We start from the raw sequence: 21,736 nt of genomic DNA, 5'->3' as shown, positions 1-21,736 counted from the left end.
TGGCGTTAAGAAATTCAAATCTCAATTTTGAAACAATTTTATTTCAACTTATTACTAAAAACGCTAAACAAACAACAACAAAACAATATGAAAACACAACGGTAACATCGCGGAAATATTGCTGAAACATAAATTCAAAGAGCATCACTGCCTCGTCGACCCAAATCAAAAGATAAGGCGGTAATACCGCCTTATCTTTTATACAAATTACTGTGCGTCGGGTTGATTTTCCGGCGTTGCGTCGATAAATGCCTGAGTGGAATTACAATGCTTTTCTATGCGAACAATATTCGGATAATTATCAAGTGGCACATTAAATCGGCGCGCGTTATACACCTGTGGAATTAAGCAGGCGTCGGCAAGAGTAGGAGAATCGCCGAAACAATACTTACCACTGTGGCGGGCAAGCATTTTCTCAATCGCTGCAAATCCTTCGTGGATCCAGTGGTGATACCACGCGTTTTTCACCTCATCGGACAGAGCCATATCGGTGCTCAAATACTGTAAAACCCTCAGGTTATTGAGTGGGTGTACCTCACAGGCAACCGCCAGGCACATGGCACGCACCAGAGCCTTATCGATAGTTGACTCCGGCAGTAACTTCATTCCTCCGGCGCACTCTTCCAGATACTCCATAATGGCCAATGATTGGGTCAGCACAGTGCCATCGTCCAGCTCCAGCGTGGGTACCAGATGCTGCGGATTCAACGCAACATAATCACCGGCGTGCTGTTCACCACCGTTTTTCACCAGATGTACTGAGTGATGTTCAGCCCTGATGCCCTTAAGATTCAGCGCAATACGCACCCGATAGGCGGCGCTCGAGCGCCAGTATCCGTATAATTTCATTGTTATTCTCCTTGGGCGGTCCGCGACATGGAACGCCATAGTGCCAAGTCGGTGTGCCAGCCATAAAAAACGGGGCCAATGCCCCGTATCAACGTAATGAAGAGACTCAGCCCTTGTATTCTACTACCTGCTGATCAATGGCGCCGAAAATGCTGTCGCCTTTATCGTCGAGCATCTCGATACGCACGCGATCGCCAAAGCGCATAAATGGAGTGCTTGGCTTACCGTCGGCAATCACCTCCAGCATACGCTTTTCAGCCAGACAGCTGGAACCTGCGCTGCGGTCATAATTGGAGATGGTACCTGAGCCGATAATGGCACCAGCGCCAATGGGGCGAGTTTTGGCGACATGAGACACCAGCTGGCTGAAGTTAAAGGTCATATCAACACCCGCGTTGGGCTGGCCAAAAAGCTCACCGTTAAGATGAGTGATAAGCGGCAGATGCACCTTGCTGTCCTGCCATCTGTCACCCAACTCATCCGGGGTCACAGCCACAGGCGAGAAGCTGCTTGATGGCTTGGACTGGAAGAAACCAAAACCTTTGGCAAGTTCGCCCGGGATCAGGTTACGCAGCGACACGTCGTTCACCAGCATCAGCAGTTTGATGTGCTTGGCGGCGTTATCGGTGCTTACGCCCATGGGCACATCGTCAGTGACGACGGCAATTTCAGATTCAAAATCAATGCCCCAGTCTTCGCTGCCAAGTTCAATATTGCTTCGCGGTGGAATAAAGCTGTCGGAGCCCCCCTGATAGAACAGCGGATCTGTCCAGAAGGTGTCTGGCATCTCAGCGCCACGGGCCTTACGCACCAACTCAACGTGGTTCACATAGGCGCTGCCATCGGCCCACTGAAAAGCACGTGGGAAGGGTGACAAACACTTGGTTTCATCAAAATCTACAGTATTTTCCAGCTGGCCGTCGTTCAGGGCATCGTACAGCTCTGTCAGTTGAGGGCTCAGCAGATCCCATGCATCCAGCAGTTGCTGCATAGTGTGGGCAATGGCGGGTACGGCAACGGCCTTGGTCAGACAGCGGCTTACCAGCATCAGCTGACCATCGCGACGACCATTGTTATATGTAGCTAATTTCATTCTGTGCTCCTGTCCTCGAACGACCACCTGTCCTGCGGGAGGTGGTTTTGCTTGGCGTAACAAATACCCCAAGGCGCGACCATTTAAAATAGCGTGACACAAATCACAGTTCGCGCGGGTTTGTTGCCGTTTGTAAACTTAATAATACACTTGGCCGCACACTCCCAACGGGCGGGGAACTCCCTTTGGTAATGGCGATATTTTGGCCATAAATCTGGCAAATTCCATTTACAGCGTTCAATTAGCGCTTCTTGGTTATTTTGTACTCTCTAAGCTTATTGGCGATGGCGGTGTGGCTGACACCAAGCTTTTTCGCCAGTTGGCGGGTACTGGGGTAAGCGGGATACAGGCGCCTTAGTAAACTGGACTCAAACTGACGCATAGCTTCATCCAGCGTGCCTTCAAATTGATTATCAAAATAACCAAAACCTTCCGCATAGGACGGCAGTTTCAGCTGCTCTACTGTCAGCTCTGCCGAGCCATCCCACATGGACACGGCGCGAAAGACTGCATTTTTCAGCTGACGCACGTTACCGGGCCAGGCATATGTGAGCAGATGATCACGACAGCTTGGGGAAATCCTGCGCATAGGGCTGGAAAGTTGCTGACTGTAATGCTCAAGAAACATTTCGGTTAGGGGAATAATATCCACCTTACGCTCACGCAACGACGGCAGATGGAACGACAATACATGGATACGGTAGTAAAGATCTTCACGGAATTCACCGACCTGACAAAGTTCGGCAAGGTTTTTCTGACTGGAGCAAATAATACGCACATCCGCTCTCACCTCTTCATCACCTCCGATGCGCCGGAAGGAACCTTCAGTTAACAGACGCAGCAACTTGACCTGAGCCGCTTTGGACATCTCGGCAATTTCGTCCAAAAATACACTGCCGCCCTTGGCTTCCTCAAACAGACCTCGTTTGATGATTTGACCATCGCGCACAAAACCAAATAACTCTTCTTCTGCTGCACTGTCAGGCAGCGCCGCACAGTTAATGGCAATAAATGGATGCTCACGACGCATACTGGCATCATGGCAGGCTTTTGCCATCAACTCTTTGCCAGTACCTGTTTCGCCGGTGATAAGCAAAGGAGCGTCCAGCTGAGCCATACGCTTGGCCTGTTTGAGCACTTCTTTCATCTTGTCGCTTACCGCCAGCACATTATCAAAGCCGGGAGTTTGATTTTGCAGGGCGTTAAACTGTTTACCGACCCGGGCAGGAGACTTAAGTGAAACAACGGCTCCGGCGAGAATACTTTTGTCATTTCCGTCAGGCAGGTAAATGGGCAACATTTCGGCAAGGTATTCGTTTTGTCCGATTTGCACTCTGGTCGCCTGCGCCAACACCTGTGTTTCGCTTAGCCAGCGCCCAAAATTGAACCCCTGTACCCAGTGATTAAGCGGCTCTTCAACCACTTCATGCTCTTTCATACCCAGGGTCATTAAGGCCGATTCGTTGGCAATACGGATCCGCCCTTTCACATCAAGGGAAAAAACAGAGTCGGGTAAGGTTCTCAGCAACGTCTTAAGCGCATAGTGCTCCTGCTCAGACGGCATAAATGACACTGTACGTACGTCATGTACGCTTTCAACTTTACGAATTTGAGGCATCAGGGCGCTTAAAGTGTCAAAGCTGACTTCAGCGAACTGAAAATACAGAAAACCACGGTTACTGGCATCGATGGCAAGCAGGTTGATCCCGTACTTTTCCAGTACGATCAATATATCCTTCGCAAGACCAACCCTGTCCTGGCAGCTAACTTCCAAACGCATATCTGCAGTTATCCCTTTATTGTCTTATTTTGGGAGTAAAGGCCACCAGCCAACAGCCATGTGGACAGCATCGAATCACACATGATATCTGTCACCTTGCATCGCCTGGCAGGCGCAGGTGGTCTTGATAGAGTTTCTGGCGCTATACGGTAGAAGGTATTACTGAAACTGGCAAGTCTTGTTTACAGAACAAAATGCAAGATAGAAAAAAATCAGCGCCAAACTTTACGCAAGACGCTGATTTTAAACGACAAAGCTCAATCAGAACAACTGGTCTGTCTTGGCAGCCATAATGAAGTCGTTGCGGTGCAAGCCCTGAATGGAGTGTGACCACCAGGTAACAGTGACCTTACCCCATTCGGTGAAAATACCTGGGTGATGAAATTCTTCTTCGGCCAAATCTGCCAGCTTATTGGAAAACGCCATGGCCAATTTAAAGTTCTTAAACTTGTAAACACGCTCCAGCTGCATCACACCATCGCGCACCTGGACGCTCCAATCCGGGATCATACGGATAAGCTCCGCCAGTTCGGCATCACTGACCTTGGGTGCATCGGCACGGCAAGCTTCACATTTCATGGTTGCTAATTCGCTCATTACTGCTCCTTTAATTCTTTTTATTCAAACTGCTTTGGCTTTGCGCTCAAACAATGGCGCATGCAGCCCCATCGCCCTGGCCTTGGTGACAAATTGCATAATGTCCATACGGGCAATCTCATCAAGAAAATCAATGCTTTCAATCTCGAAATACACAGGCTGCATAATGTCGATACGATAAGGGGTACGCAGCACATCGAGCAAATCGAACGGCTTGCGAAGTGGCGTATCACCGAAAGCATACAGGGTTTCACCAGGAGAACTCAGGATACCGCCGCCATAGATGCGACGCTCACCATCCGGGCTCTTGAGTAAACCAAACTCAACGGTAAACCAGTACAGTCTGGCCAGGAAAACCCGTTCCTCTTTGCTGGCAGCCAAACCCAACTTACCGTATGCATGAGAGAAATTGGCAAATGCCTGATTTGTAAGCAATGGGCAATGACCGAATATCTCGTGGAAAATGTCAGGCTCTTGCAGGTAATCGAATTCTTCACGACTGCGAATAAATGTCGCCACCGGAAACTGACGATTTGCCAGCAACTGGAAAAAGCGCTCGAAGGAAATCAGCGCCGGTACGGCGGCTGTCTTCCAACCTGTGCACTCCAGAAGCACCTTATCGACTTCAGCGAGCTGTGGGATCCTGTCTGTGGGTAAAGCAAGGCGCTCTAAACCGTCGAGATATTCCTTGCAGGCCCGGCCTGGCAAGTTTACCGCCTGACGCGCATATAATTCTGCCCAAATCTCATTTTCCTGTTCCGGATAGGCGATAAAACCATTCGCATCCGGCTTACGGGCAACATACTCTGTACTCATTGCGTGTTTCACTTCACGTTAACTGCGACCCCATCATAGTGTTCCAATGGGCGTTTTTTGTTAACTGTCTCACGTTTTATTCCACGGGAGTGTGGCAGGTAATTTTGTAAAGGTTTTATTACATTTTGCATACAGCGCAACAACCGACCTATGAAAGAGACATCCCTGGTCAGCCAGCCACAACCTCATCATCCAGAAGAAAACTATCGATTAAAAAATTCGTTAAATAACCATGAGGTCAATGGTTTTTCACAATGACTCCATTACAATATGGGACATACGAATGCCGAACTTCTGTCGGCTACCACTACCCCAAGGTTAAACCAATAAGGATGACCATGAGACACTCCAAAATCCGTAAGGCCGTAATTCCGGTTGCAGGCCTCGGAACCCGTATGCTCCCAGCCACCAAGGCCATTCCCAAGGAGATGCTGCCTGTAGTGGATAAACCTCTGATCCAGTATGTTGTAAGTGAGGCGATAGCGGCAGGGATCAAAGAAATTGTGCTGGTGACCCATGCCAGTAAAAACTCCATCGAAAACCATTTTGATACCAGTTTCGAACTGGAAGCCCAGTTAGAGCGCAGGGTAAAACGTCAGTTGCTCGATGCCGTGCAGTCCATCTGTCCCAAAGACGTCACAGTAATCAGCGTGCGACAGGCACAGGCCAAGGGGCTTGGTCATGCCATTTTGTGTGCCCGCCCCGTGGTTGGTGATGAGCCGTTTGCAGTGCTGTTGCCGGATGTAATCATCGATGATGCAGAAAGTGACCTGACCACAGATAACCTTGCCGCCATGGTGCGTTACTTCGATGAAACTGAGACCGGCCAGATCATGGTAGAAGAAGTGCCCCATGAACTGGTAAATCAGTATGGTATTGCCGATATCAAGGGTGAAATGCTTAAAGAGGGTGAATCTTTGCCTTTGTCAGAGCTGGTCGAAAAACCCGCCATTGAAGAAGCGCCTTCCAACCTGGCAGTTGTGGGTCGCTATGTACTGCCCAAAGACATATGGCCGCTGTTGGCCCGGACTCCTGCCGGTGCCGGAGATGAAATTCAGCTTACCGATGCCATTGCCATGTTGATGGAATCAGTCACTGTAAATGCCTATGGCATGGTGGGGAAAAGCCACGACTGCGGCAATAAACAAGGATACATGCGAGCCAATGTGGAATATGCGCTGCGCCACTCTGACGTTGGACCAGACTTTGCCAAATATTTAAAAAAGTTAGCTAAAGGACTTAATTAAGGATGACGATTCTTGTGACCGGCGGTGCCGGCTACATCGGCAGCCATACAGTGGTCGCTTTGCAGCAAACAGGCTGTGATGTGCTGGTACTGGACAACCTGTCCAACTCATGCGTCGAAGCGCTTGCCAGGGTGGAACAGATAACCGGAAAAGCCGTCTCCTTCGTTCAGGGAGACATTCTTGATAAAGCTTTACTGAAAAAGATCTTTATCGACAATGAAATTGAGGCTGTCATTCACTTTGCCGGCCTCAAGGCCGTGGGTGAGTCCGTTGCCCAACCGCTGCGCTACTATGAAAACAACGTTACCGGCACCTTGGTTTTATGTCAGGTCATGGCAGAGTTTGGGGTAAAAAACCTGGTGTTTTCATCCTCTGCAACTGTCTATGGCGATCCGGCCAGTCTGCCCATTACCGAAGACTTCCCCACGGGGGCAACCAACCCCTATGGCCAGTCCAAGCTGATGGTTGAAGACATTCTGGCCGACTTGCATCACTCAGATCCCAGTTGGAACATTGCCCGCCTGCGCTACTTCAATCCGGTTGGTGCCCATGAAAGCGGCCTGATCGGTGAAGATCCTAACGATATTCCCAATAATCTGATGCCCTTTATCAGTCAGGTTGCAGTGGGAAAGCGTGAGAAACTGGCGGTATTTGGTAACGACTATGCCACCCATGACGGCACAGGTGTGAGGGACTACATTCACGTGGTCGACCTGGCCGACGGCCACTTAAAAGCCTTGGAAAAACTCAAAACCGCACCGGGACTGGTCACTTATAATCTGGGTACCGGCCAGGGTTACAGTGTACTGGATATGGTGCAGGCGTTTGAAAAGGCTTCGGGCCGTTCTGTACCCTATGAGATAGCACCCCGCCGCCCGGGTGATATTGCAGCCTGTTATGCCAACCCCGAGAAAGCCTGCAAGGAGCTCGGCTGGCAGGCCAAATTGAGTGTGGATGATATGGCCAGAAGCAGCTGGCGCTGGCAGTCAGCAAATCCCAACGGTTACAAGTAACAAAATTGACAATACTGAAGGCCCCGCTCAGGGGCCTTATACTAAAATTATGAGTGAAAACATAAATCTGAGTAGAAGGCGGCTTTTCAGTCGTCGTAAAGACACCGCGCTGCGCCCACCGTTTCTGCGTGATGGCATAGACTTCACCGATTTGTGCACCCGCTGCGGTGATTGTCTGGCCGCCTGTGAGACCCGGATCATTATCAAAGGTGAAGGCGGGTTCCCCGAAGTCAGCTTCAAGGATGCCGAGTGCACTTTCTGTGGCCGCTGCCACGAGGTATGCAAGGAGCCTATTTTTGATGCTGACAAGAATGTGCCTTGGAATTTAAAAGCAGAGATTTCAAATGCCTGCCTGGCGGAGCGCGGCATTTGGTGTCAAAGCTGCAAAGATGCCTGTGATGAGCGGGCCATCAGTTTTACGCCGACGATTGGTAAAGCTCCGGCACCACAGCTGAATCCGCATGACTGTACCGGCTGCGGCGCCTGTGTGGCTCCCTGCCCCGCGAATGCCATCAGCATCACAAATTCGCTGAAATAATACGTTGCCCCAAGCCTTATGCCGCTGTAAGCCAAATTTCTGACAGAGGTGCCAAAACTTAGTGGTTTGCAGCCCATCGATTCAAGGGTAACATCAGTCAATCTGTTTACTGATATCCAGGCGCTATGTTCGGAAAAAATAACAAATCCCAGGCAGGCTTGACCTATATCTCTGCCGGCACCCGCTTAAGTGGAGAAACCCGTTTTGAAGGCGATGCCCTCATTGGCGGAGAGCTGTTGGGGACTATCAATGCACTGGCCAAGGTCACCATTGAGGCAGATGGCGTGATTGACGGCGTACTGCATTGCCACGAGCTGAAAGTATCTGGACTATTTAAAGGCAAGTTACAGTGCAACAGACTTGTTATTGCCAGCGGCGGCACGGTTGAAGGTGAAATCAAGTGCGACAGCATGGAAATATTTGAAGGTGGCCAGTTTATTGGTATCCGCACCCGAGACAATCAGGCTGAAGCCTTATCCGGTGAAGTACTCAGCAAACCGGTTCTGCTACAGCAAGACTGATGCTCTGGGATGCCCGGCATAACGCCATGTACGGTAAAAGTACAGTAAGTCCAGCCAGAACTGATTCCAGTAAAAAAACGCGGTCCTGACCGCGTTTTTTTATGCCCGAACACCAACGGCAAAACTATCCCTTTCAACATCCTGTCAATCAAGGGGCACACCACAGGTTAACGCATTGTTAAAAGTATGACTTCCGTCAATGCGTAATGCCTTAATTCTGTTAGGCTGTTACGAATAACCTTGCGACAGCCATCAAAAAATGAACAAGCCACTGGATAAACAACTTGCTGAGCTGGACATCTTTTCCCTGCTGCTGTTTCGCGCCATTTTTGAAACAGGTCACGCCAACAGCGCGGCCAGACTGCTTGACGTGTCGGCTCCCAAAGTCAGCCGGGCACTTGCCAGTCTAAGAACCATTTTCTCAGATGAACTCTTTTACCGTCGTCAGCAAGGGTTGAAACCCACTCCGCTGGCAGAACAAATATACCCTGCAATCAGGGAACTTACTGACGGTGTAACCTCATTGTCGATGCAACTTAAAGACCATCAGGCATACCATAATCAGAGCAATCCGGTATTCCATCTCGCCGTCAGTTCCGGACTGATGACTGCACTGGCACTGGAACTAAACCAACACAAACAGCGTGCGCCCGACGTAACCCTGCACCTGTGGCAAAACGACACAGCTGATCGTATTCATTCCGGTGATCTGGATTTGGGCCTGGCGCTGGCTCCGGAGCCACATAATGAACTGAGCTTTGAGCGCCTTTGTGACTCACCTGGACTTTGTCTGGTCGCAGCGTCAGATCATGTTATCTGGCAACAGTCAGATATAGTGCTCGAGCAAGTATGTGAATATCCTTTTTTATGCATGAATCATCCGGGATTTAATGACAAAGTCGATCCCCTGGAATTATTTTGTCATCGTGAAGGTTTAACCCCTCCAAAAGTCATCCGTGTAACAGATAAGGAAGAGTGGTATGCCCATCTCCTGACGCAGGCAAGCCTGTCCTTCGCATCACCACTGGAAAGTCGCTTGCTATCTGCTCTTGCGGGTATCAAGCTGCGGGCACTCTCAATCCGGGAGTTAGATAGGCTTCATACCGGAATCGCGATCCCGGGGTTATATCTGGTGGAAAAACCAGCGCACCACCGTCGCTATGACAATGAAATCAGACAAAAGCTGCTGGCTATCATTAATAGCACGTTAGGTCTTGAAACCCACGACCGGGAACCAAATTCCAAATTATGAAATTGCAAATTAACAAATTCAAAATTTGCAATACAGATAATAAATACCAGCGTCACACATTCAAAACAAATCGTTAACTACCACTTTATATATACATCAAACGTCTTATAGTAGAACTACTGCAACAGCAGTCTAAAGGGCTATTAAAGGGACGCGATGATGAAAAACTACAATAGATCTCTGCTGACGATAGCACTCCTCAGTGCCCTGACCATAACCGCCTGCGGCGACGGAGCAGATGGTCAGGACGGCGCACCCGGTACCCCAGGAACACCCGGCACCCCCGGCACTCCAGGCACTCCCGGAGCCCCCGCTGGTTCATTCGTCAACTCAGCAGAAAAAGCCGCTGACGTTACATTCGAAATTCTGCCTGCCGATATCAACGTCGCAGGCTCAGGCGTATTCGCTATTAAATTCAAAGCCATGGGAAAAACTGCACAGGGTAAGACAGTGCCTTTCACCGGCTTGGACATGATTTCGCTCTACTCATTGACGTTGAATGCCAACAGCTCAGGCAGCGGTGCACCGCTGGAATGGGCCAATAACGCAATGGTGCAGGATCTTGGTTCCTCCATGTACTGTACCCTGACCGGTACTTATACATCCCGTGGACGCACCGGTAATGCCTGTTTGATGGTAGAAGATACCAACGAACCGGGCACCTACACCGGCACCTGGACCCATGATGGCGCAGCTCCCATCATGAACCCCAACGATAATCTGAATGCCACCCACCGCTTGTTCCTGCGTGCCTATAACGTAAAAGACAGCACCGGTAACTCAGTGCCGGACAAAGTCCTGTCTCACCGTGTGGACTATGTACCAGCCACTGGTGCTATTGTCGAAACATCCGGAAAAGATACCGTTTCTGATGCTGCCTGTATCAGCTGCCACGGCGATGTGGATGGTCGTATCGCCAAAATTGAAGCTCACCACAACTACCAAAGTGTGGAAAACTGCGTAGCCTGCCATAACCCCGATAACCAACCCGATGAAGCACAATTGGCAGAAGGCTGGCTGTTTGACTTTGGCCCCATGGTGCACCGCATTCACGCCGGTCATCACATCAGCGACTACCTCTCCGGTGAAGCGAAGGAATACTTCGGTGAATTGGGCTTCCCCGGTGAACTGCGTGAATGTACCAGCTGCCACAACAACGGCCCATCCTGGACGGATAACATTTATCGTCAGGCATGCGTTGGCTGTCACATCAATGTTGATTTTGAAACCGGCGAAGGTCACTCCGACTTTGACCTGGCTCAGGCGGATGATACTCAGTGTAAATCCTGTCACGGTAGCGGAAGCTTAAGTCCAGCGATGGTTCATAAGGTTGGCAAACGTGCAGAATATGCGGAGTTGTTCAAAGTTGAGCCTCAAAGTGCCACAGTGACAGACCCCACTCCCGGTGATGGTCTGAAAACACTGACAGTCAGCGCCAAGATCACCATGAATGGCGCCCCTGTTGCTGATGGTACGGTTCTGACTGAGTATATGACCAATACAGGCCGTCCTCTGCTGATTGGTAATGTCAATTCAGGTGGTTTTGTGAATGGCGATTTAAACCTGAGAGTCACTGACAATCCGATGCTGTCAGCTGGTGTACTGACCGTCAGCAAAGCATTTGACGAAACCAAACTGACAGGAACCATTTACGTTACCAGTGAAATCCAACTGTGCGCCGACGATGGTGCAATAGTGAAGTGTCGCGACTCACTGGGCGCAGCCCGCGAAGGTTTGGACTTTGGTGCAGACCATGGTTTGGCCAACGCCGCCCCTATCACTTACTTCAACCTGGACGATCCAGCCGCAGCTACCGTGCTGGCTCGTATGGATGACCCAACACGGATCACCATAGATGAAGCCAAGTGCAACAGCTGTCACGAGAACCTGACCCACGTTAAAGGTACCCACGGGGCAACAGAGTTTACCCAGTGTATGAACTGTCACAATACTCTGGCAGGCCGTTCAGGTCACCCTGTTGAGTACGACACAGGTGAAGTGGATGTCGATGGCAATCGTATTTTCGAAACCATCACCGACATAACCTTCAGCCAGCGGGATCTGTTCACTGTTGCACACCGCTTCCACAGCGGTAACTGGGATGCACGCCGCGGCGTACCCGCCATTTATCTTGACAAGAACATGGAGCTGCAAGGTTATCCCGGTGTGGCAACAGACTGCTTTGCCTGCCACCAGGACAACACCAAGTTCTTCGCCAATGATGGCGGCCTGACCTCCGGTAAACGTGCCATTAAGGTAAGCTCCACAGCTGAAGAGTACATCACCCCTGTGGCCGAAGCCTGCCGTACCTGTCACGAGCACTCAGACGGCGCAGCAGTAGCGCACTTCAAGAGTAACGGCGCCTACGTACAGGGTGAACCAGCCACCACCAGCAACCTGCCGGTAGAAAGCTGTGCCACCTGCCACGCCGAAGGTAAAGCTTATGGTATCGACAAGGTGCACGCAGAGGCCTCTCACTAAGAGGGCACCCTAAGGGCATCCCTGCAAAGCCCATTTTATCTCTGCAACTGATTGGGGGCCGTAAGGCCCCCTTTTTTGATGTATTGATTACTGTAATTCGTTGCAATAATTTTAGAAGGATGGATACTCACTGGACTAACCAGGGCAAGATCAGACATTTGATCTAACCCGCGTGTTAGCCTCTAACTCTTTCGCCGTGCTCAGTCAGTTAGTGTGTTCGATGGTTGCAGCGCCTGATGCTGCTGCCATGCTGCTTTGTAGGCTCTGAGCCTTCTGGCCACAGCCACTGGCTCATCATCCAGCGCGTCAGATGCAATAAACAAATGATACCCAAGGTGTTTCTCTAATATCACAGTACGATGCCCAAACATGGCAAGCACCCCTCGATAGCGCTCCCCGTCGGCGACAAATGGCGTAAATTCAGCGCCAAGTTGTGCCTCCAGGGTTTCCAGAGACTCATCCTGAGCCGCTGCAGTCATAAGCAGTGGTCGCTGCTCTGACAAAAGCCCAGTAGCAAGCCTTGGGGAAATCACATCCAAAAGCGGGTTAATACGCTTGAGCTTGATCCCGATAAAAGGCAAATCCAGACTCTCTAGCCCCTGGCTGACTCTGGGCACATCGATACGGGCAATGTTATCCCACGACAAACCGTATTGCCCCCTGCGGTGGAAGTAAAAAAGCCCTGTCGGATCCCCCCGTAAAGATACCGGGGGTTGTGACACCCTGGCGTAACCCAGGATCATTCCCACCGCGCCCAAAGCAAACAATACAATTCCTAAACCAAACAATGTTTTGGCAAACAGAAATACCCACAGGGCAATACTAAACAGCACCGCGCTGGCAAGGGTCAGGGTAATACCATTGCGCTTACCGTAAGGCACTATCACCAAATCATCAGGCAAGCATGCTTCAGGTGCTGACGTTTCTGTCATCATTGATACCTCAAGGAAAACCACAGCATACCCACGTATTCGTGAATAGCCTTCTGTGATGCGTACAGTTCACGGGCACTCAGGCGCCACCAATGAGTTTGTCTGGCGGTAAAATCGGTGGGCGCGGCTTCGGCAGCAACCCCTTCATGGGCAAACATCGCCATGGCCCGGGACATATGTGCGGCCGATGTCACCAATCTCACCTTCTCAATACCCAGAGCCTTGATTTGACGAGCCTCCTCCAGTGTATCCCTGGGCTGTGACAGTGTAATGATACGAGCTTCATCTACGCCAAGTTCAATGGCCGCAGAGCGCATCACTTCGGCATGGGGGCGGATATTCAAGTCACCGGCATAGCCACTCACCACCAGGGTGCACTCCTCCCCCAAAGATAGTTGTCGCAGCCCCTCAATAAGCCTGGCCAGCGCAGTCCCCGACAACTGCTGCACCGCGCTGCCATGGATAGCGTCTTCATGACCGGAGCCAAGCACTGCCACTACACAGTGCCCGGTAATGGGTTGGGATGTGACCGGGAAGCGACTCTCAAGGGGCACAACCAGCTGGCGACTGCCCAAGGATGAAGATAAAAATACCAGCGTAATCAACGCAGTAGTGACCAAGGATTTGGCCAATATCCGGTTGCGCCACAGCCACAAGGCCAGCAGCAACAGCAGCACCAGCGCCGGAATGGGCATGATAAGTAATGAAAGGATTTTTTTTAGCCAGAACATGGGGAAGCGCTTGCCAACAGTGATGGAGCAAGAGCTTACCCAAGGACAGAGGCTGTGGCTATCGAAAACTCTGAGTTGATATGAACTTCGCAGTCATTGCCGGCAGGGTAATCTATTGCTCAGGCAACGTTTAAACATTGCCTGACTTCAGCTGATATTCAGCGCTTTTCCCACAACCAGGCGGCGCCGCGCACTCCCGATGAACAGCCATAAAGGTTTTTCACCACCGGGGTACGGCACTCTTTACCAAGCACATACCTGGGCAGAATGGCTGGCAAGCGGCTGTAGATGGCCTGCACATTGGACATGCCGCCACCGAGCACTATGGCGTCCGGATCCAGCATGTTTATTACATGGGCAAAGGCCCGTGCCAGGCGATCCAGATAACGATCGAACGCTTCATTGGCAAGCCTGTCACCGGCGTCCACCAGCGCCATTATCTCAGCACCTGTATCAGCGCTGCCACCATGGGCTTTGTAGTCCCGCACAAAGCCGGTGCCGGAAACAAAAGTTTCAATACAGTCTTTGTTACCGCAAAAACACTCAGTGGAATTGAACTCGTCCGGGCGCATCCAGGGCAAAGGGTTATGTCCCCACTCGCCGCCAATACCATTGCCGCCGCCATGTACACGGCCGTATAGCGCCACACCGGCACCACAGCCAGTCCCCAGAATAGCACCAAATACCACGCCTTTACCTGCCGCTGCACCGTCCACGGCTTCAGACACTGCAAAGCAGTTGGCGTCGTTGGCAACCCGCACTTCACGGCCGAGCAATACCCCAAGGTCTTTATCCAGCGGATGCCCGTTAATCCAGGTGGAGTTGGCGTTTTTCACCAGGCCGGTGTATGGAGAAATCACCCCGGGGATCCCAATACCAAGGGTTCCTTCGCAGCCCACGGCGGTTTCGGCTTCATTCACCAAAGCCACTATGGCGTTCAGAGTGCCCTGGTACTCTTTTGGCGTTGCCACGCGTTTGCGAAACAATTCACTGCCATCTTCACCCAATGCCACCAATTCAATCTTGGTGCCACCGAGATCCACCCCCATCCGCATCATCTGATTTCTCCACTCAGCCTTGGCTGTTAATTGCTGTCCCACCCCGGCGCTGTTGCCATAAACCAGGGATTGAGAATATCTGCTTTACTGTTGTAATCCAGTGGCCGTTTTTCGCCAAACACCACCACCCTGCCACCGGCGCTTTCCAGCACCGCCTGCGCTGCCGCCGTATCCCACTCACTGGTAGGCCCCAAACGGGGGTACAAATCCGCCCGCCCTTCAGCAAGCATACAGAATTTAAGCGAACTGCCGACACTGAGGAGCTCATGCTCGCCAAGTCCGGCCAGATACCCGGCCATCTCGGCAGATTGATGTGAACGGCTGCCCACTATGATGGGGACTGCACGCTTGATTTCTGCACCGCCAAGATGCTGAATATCGCTGCCGCGCTCAAGCCAGGCACCGACGTCCTTTGCACCCAGATAGCAGTTGTCCAGTACCGGCGCATACACCACTCCGGCTACTGCTGCGCCTTCACGAATAAGGGCAATGTTTACAGTGAACTCGCCATTGCGCTTGATGAATTCCTTGGTGCCATCGAGCGGATCAATCAGAAAATATTCCTGCCAGTGACGGCGGGTTTCCCAATCGATAACCTCTTCTTCGGACAACACCGGAGTAGCTGGAAACGCCTGATTCAGCGCATCCACAATCACCCTGTGACTGGCTAAATCCGCAGCCGTAACCGGGCTGTCATCGCTTTTTTGGGTTACCGCCACCGCCCCTTCGCGGTACACCGCCATAATGGCATCACCGGCCTTGCGGGCAATCAGCCCCAGGGTCGCCAATGTCTGCTTATCCAAAGCCACCAATGTCATACATCCTCCTGCATTCAGTCGCGCATTTCTGCGACAGGCAAAACGGCGATTATGCCACTCCAAGGTTGCAGGAAATAATAACAAATTCGTTAAATTCAGTGCCAAAGATACTAAGGCAGGGCTGGACTTCAGAAAAGAGCCAGTCACAGTTGTGCATTCGTATTCAACAGCAGGGCACCGAAATAAAATTGTGGACATGGCTTGACGGTGCCAATACAACACACTGGGTTTTAAGCATATTATCGTTCAGGCAATCAATCTCCCAGAGAAAACCATTCAAGACGCTTTAGCAGCCTGATTAGGTTCGGCCAACCTCAAACTTACTCACAAACAATCCAGCGCCTTCCGGAGTGGATTTTCATAAGGCTCAGTTCTTAGTCTCAAAGTGTGCCATAAGCGCTTCCAGAGTCTTATGCCCCCGATTCTGTAAAAAGGTCAACAGCGCTGCGGGGGAGCGATTAAGCAGCCGCTCTCTTGGGTAACCTGCGCCATCGACAATAGCAAGGGCGTTATCAAAGCCGCCCAAATCAAAGGCCACGTGAGCATCAGAGCCCATCACTAATTGGGCATCCACTTTGGCGGCCATACGGGCAATGGCAAGACAATTTTCTTCACTGCCCCTGCGCGATTGGGTAAAAGAAGAGTTATTAATTTCCAGCGCCACATTACAGGCCTTGGCTGCGGTAACCACGGCCTCCACGTCAATGGGATAAGCCGGGTTGCCCGGATGGGTGATGATATCTACATGCCCCGACTCCATGGTGGCTATCATCGCTTTGGTATGGGTGAGTTTATCGCTGGGAGCAAACACGGGTTCATGAAAGCCTGCCTGCACCAAATCAAGCTCTGACAGATACTCACCGAAATAATCGATTTCGCCGGTTACATTCATGATGTTGGCTTCAATGCCCCGCAAAATTCCCACCCCATTCCATATTCTGGGCAGCACCCGTAAATTGACAAAATGCCAAAAGTGGGGGGCATCTTTCATGGCTGGACCATGGTCTGTGGTGGCAAACAGTTCAATGCCCTTTTCTCTGGCCACCGCCAGATAATCATGAATGGTGCTGTAGGCGTGGGTTGAAGCCACCGTGTGACTGTGGGTATCGACCGGGAACTGCATGCGCATCTCCTTCAGAAAATTGATAACACTCTAGCAGTTATTAAAGTTCGCTTTCGAGAGTCAAGCTCAGCTTTTACTGTTTGCAGATTAAAATACACGTCGATATGGGGCGAATGACGTAACCCGCTAGAGTACATCTGCATGAAACCAGCCTGGCAATCGCTCCTTCATTCAATCTGTGGTATCGGGTATGCTGGGTAGCCTCTTCTGCTTAAACAGGGCCCTGCCATGAAATGCCTGCCACTGGTTATCTGTTTGTTTATGACACTGCCTTTAATAGCCTGTAGTCAAGTTGCCCCCCCGACTTTGGCAGCTGCTTCACAAACAACCCTTGACCCGATTGACAACAAACCACCAGTGCCAGGCATTCACCCCCAACCCATCGGTGACAGCAGTCGCACCTCCCTTGATTGGCCCGGCAGTTACCAAGGCGTACTCCCCTGTGCCAGTTGTGAAGGCATAAAAACCCAACTGACATTGAACGCTGACGGCTCTTATCTGTTGCACACCCGATATTTGGGTGAAAATGAAGACAAGCTTATCGAAGAGCAAGGCCACTTTGACTGGAACGAGCGCGGCGGTGCAATCCAGCTTGAAAATGGCACTTGGTATCAGGTGGGTGAAAACCAGCTATTTATGCTCGATCAGGAAGGCAATCGTATTACGGGTGCTCTGGCAGCGCACTACCGGCTCGCAAAAAGCAACTGATCAAAAGCAGAGCGTCGCTGCGCGGCTACCGGGAAAAACAGAACCGGGATTCTAAAAACAGCGATTACGCTGCGCTCTGTAGTCTCAAAGTGACGCTGAATAAGCCTGCCATGCTGGTGCTCAATAACCGCTTACAGCGTAAAGTTAAGGCCGGCAGCGTCTTTGGAGGAAATGACAGGAGCGCCTTGCAGAGGCCAGTCTATTGCCAAGGTTGGGTCGTCCCAACGGATGCAACGCTCAGATGCAGGATGATAAAAATCGCTGCATTTATAACTTACCAGCGCCGAGTCGGACAACACATAAAATCCATGGGCAAAGCCCTTGGGAATGAACATTCGCCGATGATTCTCCCCCGAAAGCCGCTCACCAACCCACTGCCCATAGGTGGATGACCCTTTGCGGATATCCACCGCAACATCATAGATTTCACCACTCAATACCGAAATAAGTTTGTCCTGGGGATGCTGCTCCTGCCAGTGAAGCCCCCTAAGCGAGCCTTTAACTGAAAGTGATTGATTATCCTGCACAAAGTCTACAGTCGCTACAAGGTCAGCAAAGCGTTCCCTTTGCCAGCTTTCAAAAAAGTATCCGCGTTCATCCCTGAAAACCTGAGGGGTAATAATTTTCACGTCGGGAATACGGGTGTCGGTTACAAGCATTGGCGTCTCTTTGTTATTGTGCAGCAATTTGATCATTTTACCGCTTTAAATTACCTTAAGCTGCGTAAAATACTTAGAGAAAATCGGTGTATTCTCAACGCTTGTAAAGCATATGCCTGAGCCCATTGCGCCAGTCGGCGCCGGCAACACCAAATACATCCAATATTTTCTGGTTACTTAAACGACTATTGGCCGGGCGTGATACTTTTGATTGGTAGTCAAGAGCCTTGATGGGGCTTAGCGCTGGCGCGGCTTTGAGCCAGCCGGAATTCACCGCGAGTGAAAATATCTCCCTCGCAAATTCAAACCAGGATAAATGTGGCTCACCGCTGAAATGGAATAAGCCATAGGGGAAGTGGGCATCATCCAGTTTTGACGCCATAAAAATCAGCACCCGGGCAATATCCGAAGCAGGTGTTGGCCCGCCAAATTGATCGCTCACAACCGCCAAAGTGGTACGCTCAGCGGCAAGCCTGAGCATTGTATTAACAAAATTGTGTCCGAAGGGGCTGAATACCCAGGATGTTCTGAGAATAATGTGTTCAGAACAGTGTTCGGCCAGTTTTATCTCTCCGGACCTTTTACTGCTGCCGTAAACATTAATTGGATGGGTTACACATGTCTCTGTGTAAGCTTCAGCGGACTGACCATCAAACACATAGTCGGTGGACAGATGAAACACTGCGGCGCCAACGGCATTTGCAGCAATAGCCATTTCTTCTACTGCGGTGGCGTTAATTGCATAGCAGGGTACAGGCTCGCTTTGGGCCATTTCAACCGCGGTGTAAGCGGCACAATTGATGATAAGCCGCGGACGTATCGCCTGAATGTATTCCGTTATGTGGCCGGGCACCAGGAAATTGACTTCGCGGCTGGAGGGTGAATAGACGTTCCAGCGTGCAGGAGCCTGCTGCAGCACACAACGACCAACCTGCCCTGACGCACCAAAAACAACTACTTTCATGTATGAACCATTACCAGGCCGGATATCTTAAGGTTTACTCGGAGCCAGTACTTCGGCAAATCAGTGGGTTACCAGCATCATCAGCAGTTTCCAGCATTCTAAGTAAATAGTCGCCATAGCCACTCTGGTGATACCTTTTAGCCAATTGCTGCAGTTGCCCAGCATCTATCCATCCCTGTTTAAAAGCGATTTCCTCTACACAAGCCACCTTCAGCCCTTGGCGCTTCTCAATGGTGTGGACAAACTGGCTGGCCTCCAATAACGCATCGTGCGTACCTGTATCAAGCCAGGCAAAACCACGGCCAAGTAAACTGACTGATAAGTCACCGGCCTCAAGGTACTTATTATTGATGTCAGTTATTTCCAGTTCCCCACGCCCCGATGGGGTAAGTGCTTTTGCATAATCCACTACGCGTGAATCATAGAAATAAAGCCCAGTAACCACATAATTGGATTTTGGCTTTTTGGGTTTCTCGATAATTTGGGTGGCTTTCCCGTCAGGGGTAAATTCCACTACACCAAAACGCTCAGGATTGGTCACATGATAAGCAAATATGGTTGCACCTTCAGAACTGCCTACGGCCTGGGCCAACTGTTTTGAAAAGCTCTGGCCATAAAAAATATTATCACCCAGGATCAGTGCGACCCTGTCATTACCAATAAACTCTTCTGCAATCAAAAATGCCTGGGCAATACCTTCAGGTTTGGGCTGAATCGCATAACGGATACTAACACCAAAGCGACTGCCATCGCCCAGCAGTGATTGAAAACCAGCTAAGTCGTTAGGCGTACAGATAAGCAAAATCTCCCTTATGCCTGCAAGCATAAGCACCGATAAGGGATAGTAAATCATCGGCTTGTCGTAAACCGGCAACAACTGCTTGGATACCCCAAGTGTGATGGGATAAAGCCGGCTACCAGTACCACCCGCAAGAATAATGCCTTTGGCCTTTTTAGTGTTGACTGCTGAATGCTGAATGTTAAGTGACATGACTTTACTTAGTTTGATTCTGCTGGGCAGATTTTACGATAGCAACAATGAGCTTGATTAGCTCTTCACTTTGTTCCAGCAGCGACACAACATGGGTATCTTTGCTATTCAGATAGTCTGTTTCACACAAAAGCAATAGCCAATAGTGAGTCTCTCTGGCTTCCTTGCTCGCTATCGCCATTTTAGCAATAAAATCAGCATGGCTTTGTGCGGATTGGGCTTCATTCACATTGGCCCCAATCGAAGTACCCGATCTGAGTAACTGCTTTGAGAGCACGAATTCATTTTGATTTTTCACTAAGTGCTGACTGAGCTTCACTATTCTGACAGCAAATTGAAACGATTTATCAAGCACGGCATTACCAGTCATCAGCGTTACTCCCTGAGTTCACCACTCACCATTCACCATTCACCATTCACCATTCACCATTCACCATTCAAAACATACCACTCAACCGTTTTACGCAGTCCGGATTCAAAGGTCTCCTGAGGTTTCCAGCCGAGCTCTTCGGTAATTTTGCTGGCATCGATGGCGTAGCGAACATCATGGCCGGGTCTGTCGGCCACGAAAGTGATGAGACTGTCGTAATGCTGAATATTGGGCGGGGAATGATGAGTGTTGGGGTGCTGAGCGCGCTCATTCAGGGGCGCCAACTCGTCGAGGATCGCACAAATGCATTTAACCACCTCGAGATTTTGACGCTCGCAATTGCCGCCGATGTTATAAGTCTCGCCTACCCTCCCACGGGTCAATACGGCCAGCAGCGCCCGAGCGTGGTCTTCCACATAAAGCCAATCGCGGCTTTGGTTTCCTTGCCCATATACGGGTAACGCCTTACCCGCCAGCGCATTTTGAATAGTCAGCGGAATGAGTTTTTCCGGGTATTGAAATGGCCCGTAGTTGTTGGAGCAGTTGCTGACAACTATCGGCAAACCATAGGTTCGGTGCCATGCCCTAACCAAATGATCGCTTGATGCCTTGGAGGCCGAATAAGGCGATGACGGGGCATAAGCGCTGCTTTCGGTAAATGGTGCTGCTGCTTTTAACGCTGAATCATGAATGTTCAATGGTGAATTTGCACCACCGGCGTTCAATTCAGCATTCACAACCAAACATTCGGCATTAACTTGGTCAGCAAGGTCACCAAATACTTCATCGGTCGAGACATGATGAAATCGAAATGCTTTTTTACGCATATCGTCGAGCTGCAGCCAGTATTCACGGGCAACTTCCAACAAGGTGTAAGTACCCACAATATTGGTTTGGATAAAGGCATCGGCACCGGATATCGAGCGGTCGACATGGGTTTCTGCAGCAAGGTGCATCACCACATCGGGCTGATGGCGAGCAAAAACCGCCCCAAGTGCCTGCCTGTCACAGATGTCGACACGCTCAAGCGCGTATCTGGCGCTTTCGGCCACCTCAGCGACCGATTCCAGATTTGCCGCATAAGTCAGCTTGTCGACATTCACCACGCTGTGTTCAGAGTGACTGATTAAATGTCTGATTACCGCCGAACCGATAAAGCCGCAGCCACCTGTGACAAGAATCTTCATGGACAACC

22 protein-coding genes are annotated in these 21,736 nt (G+C 50.6%); 7 read left to right on the top strand and 15 right to left on the bottom strand.

Annotation, left to right across the window (positions count from 1 at the left end):
- Positions 1 to 207: 207 nt before the first annotated feature.
- The 5 genes from maiA to phhA form a co-directional block, all read right to left on the bottom strand.
- On the bottom strand, positions 208 to 849 hold the full coding sequence (gene maiA, locus ABYK60_RS12500; RefSeq protein WP_372872356.1) for a maleylacetoacetate isomerase: 642 nt from the start codon (positions 847 to 849) through the stop codon (positions 208 to 210).
- A gap of 106 nt (positions 850 to 955) precedes the next feature.
- The gene (locus tag ABYK60_RS12495; RefSeq protein ID WP_372872355.1) at positions 956 to 1,942 is read right to left on the bottom strand and encodes a fumarylacetoacetate hydrolase family protein; all 987 of its coding nucleotides are present in this window, start codon (positions 1,940 to 1,942) and stop codon (positions 956 to 958) included.
- A gap of 241 nt (positions 1,943 to 2,183) precedes the next feature.
- Complete coding sequence (gene tyrR / locus ABYK60_RS12490) at positions 2,184 to 3,722, bottom strand: transcriptional regulator TyrR (RefSeq protein ID WP_372872354.1); 1,539 nt, start codon at positions 3,720 to 3,722, stop codon at positions 2,184 to 2,186.
- A 261-nt stretch (positions 3,723 to 3,983) separates the two neighbouring features.
- Positions 3,984 to 4,319: a 4a-hydroxytetrahydrobiopterin dehydratase gene (locus ABYK60_RS12485; RefSeq protein WP_372872353.1), complete on the bottom strand. Its 336-nt coding sequence runs from the start codon at positions 4,317 to 4,319 to the stop codon at positions 3,984 to 3,986.
- A 24-nt stretch (positions 4,320 to 4,343) separates the two neighbouring features.
- Entirely contained in the window at positions 4,344 to 5,135 is a 792-nt protein-coding gene (gene phhA / locus ABYK60_RS12480; RefSeq protein ID WP_372872352.1) for a phenylalanine 4-monooxygenase, read from the bottom strand.
- Positions 5,136 to 5,473: 338 nt separating this feature from the next.
- On the opposite strand from phhA, the gene galU reads away from it, so the two are divergent.
- The 6 genes from galU (at position 5,474) to ABYK60_RS12450 (ending at position 12,187) form a co-directional block, all read left to right on the top strand.
- Positions 5,474 to 6,382 carry a UTP--glucose-1-phosphate uridylyltransferase GalU gene (gene galU, locus ABYK60_RS12475; RefSeq protein WP_372872351.1) on the top strand — a complete coding sequence of 303 codons (909 nt, stop codon included), beginning with the start codon at positions 5,474 to 5,476 and terminating at the stop codon, positions 6,380 to 6,382.
- A gap of 2 nt (positions 6,383 to 6,384) precedes the next feature.
- Entirely contained in the window at positions 6,385 to 7,395 is a 1,011-nt protein-coding gene (galE, locus tag ABYK60_RS12470) for a UDP-glucose 4-epimerase GalE (RefSeq protein ID WP_372872350.1), read from the top strand.
- Between the two features lie 49 nt (positions 7,396 to 7,444).
- Positions 7,445 to 7,933: a ferredoxin-type protein NapF gene (napF, locus tag ABYK60_RS12465; protein ID WP_372872349.1), complete on the top strand. Its 489-nt coding sequence runs from the start codon at positions 7,445 to 7,447 to the stop codon at positions 7,931 to 7,933.
- A 125-nt stretch (positions 7,934 to 8,058) separates the two neighbouring features.
- Positions 8,059 to 8,454: a polymer-forming cytoskeletal protein gene (locus ABYK60_RS12460; RefSeq protein WP_372872348.1), complete on the top strand. Its 396-nt coding sequence runs from the start codon at positions 8,059 to 8,061 to the stop codon at positions 8,452 to 8,454.
- 259 nt (positions 8,455 to 8,713) lie between these two features.
- Positions 8,714 to 9,706, top strand: coding sequence for a LysR family transcriptional regulator (locus tag ABYK60_RS12455; protein WP_372872347.1), 993 nt, complete (start codon positions 8,714 to 8,716; stop codon positions 9,704 to 9,706).
- A gap of 156 nt (positions 9,707 to 9,862) precedes the next feature.
- Positions 9,863 to 12,187 carry an OmcA/MtrC family decaheme c-type cytochrome gene (locus ABYK60_RS12450; protein ID WP_372872346.1) on the top strand — a complete coding sequence of 775 codons (2,325 nt, stop codon included), beginning with the start codon at positions 9,863 to 9,865 and terminating at the stop codon, positions 12,185 to 12,187.
- A 200-nt stretch (positions 12,188 to 12,387) separates the two neighbouring features.
- Here ABYK60_RS12450 and ABYK60_RS12445 read toward each other — a convergent pair whose 3' ends face one another.
- The 5 genes from ABYK60_RS12445 to ABYK60_RS12425 form a co-directional block, all read right to left on the bottom strand.
- Complete coding sequence (locus ABYK60_RS12445) at positions 12,388 to 13,122, bottom strand: DUF2982 domain-containing protein (protein WP_372872345.1); 735 nt, start codon at positions 13,120 to 13,122, stop codon at positions 12,388 to 12,390.
- A complete protein-coding gene (locus tag ABYK60_RS12440) occupies positions 13,119 to 13,850 on the bottom strand; it encodes a YdcF family protein (RefSeq protein ID WP_372872344.1) in 732 nt (243 codons plus the stop codon). Before ABYK60_RS12440 ends, ABYK60_RS12445 begins: the two co-directional genes overlap by 4 nt.
- A 158-nt stretch (positions 13,851 to 14,008) precedes the next feature.
- Positions 14,009 to 14,908: a fructokinase gene (gene mak / locus ABYK60_RS12435; protein ID WP_372872343.1), complete on the bottom strand. Its 900-nt coding sequence runs from the start codon at positions 14,906 to 14,908 to the stop codon at positions 14,009 to 14,011.
- 26 nt (positions 14,909 to 14,934) lie between these two features.
- Positions 14,935 to 15,726, bottom strand: a complete 792-nt coding sequence (gene cysQ, locus ABYK60_RS12430; RefSeq protein WP_372872342.1) for a 3'(2'),5'-bisphosphate nucleotidase CysQ — start codon at positions 15,724 to 15,726, stop codon at positions 14,935 to 14,937.
- 367 nt (positions 15,727 to 16,093) lie between these two features.
- Complete coding sequence (locus tag ABYK60_RS12425; RefSeq protein WP_372872341.1) at positions 16,094 to 16,849, bottom strand: phosphatase; 756 nt, start codon at positions 16,847 to 16,849, stop codon at positions 16,094 to 16,096.
- A 357-nt stretch (positions 16,850 to 17,206) separates the two neighbouring features.
- Between ABYK60_RS12425 and ABYK60_RS12420 the strand changes: the two genes are divergently transcribed.
- A complete protein-coding gene (locus ABYK60_RS12420; protein WP_372872340.1) occupies positions 17,207 to 17,557 on the top strand; it encodes a copper resistance protein NlpE in 351 nt (116 codons plus the stop codon).
- Between the two features lie 131 nt (positions 17,558 to 17,688).
- On the opposite strand, the gene rfbC is transcribed toward ABYK60_RS12420, so the two are convergent.
- The 5 genes from rfbC to ABYK60_RS12395 all read right to left on the bottom strand — a co-directional run bounded on the left by rfbC (position 17,689) and on the right by ABYK60_RS12395 (position 21,728).
- Positions 17,689 to 18,216, bottom strand: coding sequence for a dTDP-4-dehydrorhamnose 3,5-epimerase (rfbC, locus tag ABYK60_RS12415; RefSeq protein ID WP_372872358.1), 528 nt, complete (start codon positions 18,214 to 18,216; stop codon positions 17,689 to 17,691).
- Between the two features lie 94 nt (positions 18,217 to 18,310).
- A complete protein-coding gene (gene rfbD, locus ABYK60_RS12410; RefSeq protein ID WP_372872339.1) occupies positions 18,311 to 19,180 on the bottom strand; it encodes a dTDP-4-dehydrorhamnose reductase in 870 nt (289 codons plus the stop codon).
- A gap of 34 nt (positions 19,181 to 19,214) precedes the next feature.
- Positions 19,215 to 20,171 (bottom strand): glucose-1-phosphate thymidylyltransferase RfbA, encoded by a 957-nt coding sequence (gene rfbA, locus ABYK60_RS12405; protein ID WP_372872338.1) that lies wholly within the window; start codon positions 20,169 to 20,171, stop codon positions 19,215 to 19,217.
- Positions 20,172 to 20,175: 4 nt separating this feature from the next.
- The gene (locus tag ABYK60_RS12400) at positions 20,176 to 20,541 is read right to left on the bottom strand and encodes a four helix bundle protein (RefSeq protein WP_372872337.1); all 366 of its coding nucleotides are present in this window, start codon (positions 20,539 to 20,541) and stop codon (positions 20,176 to 20,178) included.
- A gap of 53 nt (positions 20,542 to 20,594) precedes the next feature.
- Positions 20,595 to 21,728 carry a dTDP-glucose 4,6-dehydratase gene (locus ABYK60_RS12395; protein ID WP_372872336.1) on the bottom strand — a complete coding sequence of 378 codons (1,134 nt, stop codon included), beginning with the start codon at positions 21,726 to 21,728 and terminating at the stop codon, positions 20,595 to 20,597.
- Positions 21,729 to 21,736 lie beyond the last annotated feature (8 nt).

It is taken from the genome of Shewanella sp. (assembly GCF_041630135.1).
GTDB lineage: Bacteria > Pseudomonadota > Gammaproteobacteria > Enterobacterales > Shewanellaceae > Shewanella.
Note: the sequence above shows the minus strand (reverse complement) of the source record. Positions and strands in the feature narration are given on the sequence as shown.

Bases quoted from the DNA above. Each gene is read 5' to 3' on its own strand.
- maiA (WP_372872356.1), bottom strand. From the start codon at position 849: ATGAAATTATACGGATACTGGCGCTCGAGCGCCGCCTATCGGGTGCGT.
- ABYK60_RS12495 (WP_372872355.1), bottom strand. From the start codon at position 1,942: ATGAAATTAGCTACATATAACAATGGTCGTCGCGATGGTCAGCTGATG.
- tyrR (WP_372872354.1), bottom strand. From the start codon at position 3,722: ATGCGTTTGGAAGTTAGCTGCCAGGACAGGGTTGGTCTTGCGAAGGAT.
- ABYK60_RS12485 (WP_372872353.1), bottom strand. From the start codon at position 4,319: ATGAGCGAATTAGCAACCATGAAATGTGAAGCTTGCCGTGCCGATGCA.
- phhA (WP_372872352.1), bottom strand. From the start codon at position 5,135: ATGAGTACAGAGTATGTTGCCCGTAAGCCGGATGCGAATGGTTTTATC.
- galU (WP_372872351.1), top strand. From the start codon at position 5,474: ATGAGACACTCCAAAATCCGTAAGGCCGTAATTCCGGTTGCAGGCCTC.
- galE (WP_372872350.1), top strand. From the start codon at position 6,385: ATGACGATTCTTGTGACCGGCGGTGCCGGCTACATCGGCAGCCATACA.
- napF (WP_372872349.1), top strand. From the start codon at position 7,445: ATGAGTGAAAACATAAATCTGAGTAGAAGGCGGCTTTTCAGTCGTCGT.
- ABYK60_RS12460 (WP_372872348.1), top strand. From the start codon at position 8,059: ATGTTCGGAAAAAATAACAAATCCCAGGCAGGCTTGACCTATATCTCT.
- ABYK60_RS12455 (WP_372872347.1), top strand. From the start codon at position 8,714: ATGAACAAGCCACTGGATAAACAACTTGCTGAGCTGGACATCTTTTCC.
- ABYK60_RS12450 (WP_372872346.1), top strand. From the start codon at position 9,863: ATGATGAAAAACTACAATAGATCTCTGCTGACGATAGCACTCCTCAGT.
- ABYK60_RS12445 (WP_372872345.1), bottom strand. From the start codon at position 13,122: ATGATGACAGAAACGTCAGCACCTGAAGCATGCTTGCCTGATGATTTG.
- ABYK60_RS12440 (WP_372872344.1), bottom strand. From the start codon at position 13,850: ATGTTCTGGCTAAAAAAAATCCTTTCATTACTTATCATGCCCATTCCG.
- mak (WP_372872343.1), bottom strand. From the start codon at position 14,908: ATGATGCGGATGGGGGTGGATCTCGGTGGCACCAAGATTGAATTGGTG.
- cysQ (WP_372872342.1), bottom strand. From the start codon at position 15,726: ATGACATTGGTGGCTTTGGATAAGCAGACATTGGCGACCCTGGGGCTG.
- ABYK60_RS12425 (WP_372872341.1), bottom strand. From the start codon at position 16,849: ATGCAGTTCCCGGTCGATACCCACAGTCACACGGTGGCTTCAACCCAC.
- rfbC (WP_372872358.1), bottom strand. From the start codon at position 18,216: ATGCTTGTAACCGACACCCGTATTCCCGACGTGAAAATTATTACCCCT.
- rfbD (WP_372872339.1), bottom strand. From the start codon at position 19,180: ATGAAAGTAGTTGTTTTTGGTGCGTCAGGGCAGGTTGGTCGTTGTGTG.
- rfbA (WP_372872338.1), bottom strand. From the start codon at position 20,171: ATGTCACTTAACATTCAGCATTCAGCAGTCAACACTAAAAAGGCCAAA.
- ABYK60_RS12400 (WP_372872337.1), bottom strand. From the start codon at position 20,541: ATGACTGGTAATGCCGTGCTTGATAAATCGTTTCAATTTGCTGTCAGA.
- ABYK60_RS12395 (WP_372872336.1), bottom strand. From the start codon at position 21,728: ATGAAGATTCTTGTCACAGGTGGCTGCGGCTTTATCGGTTCGGCGGTA.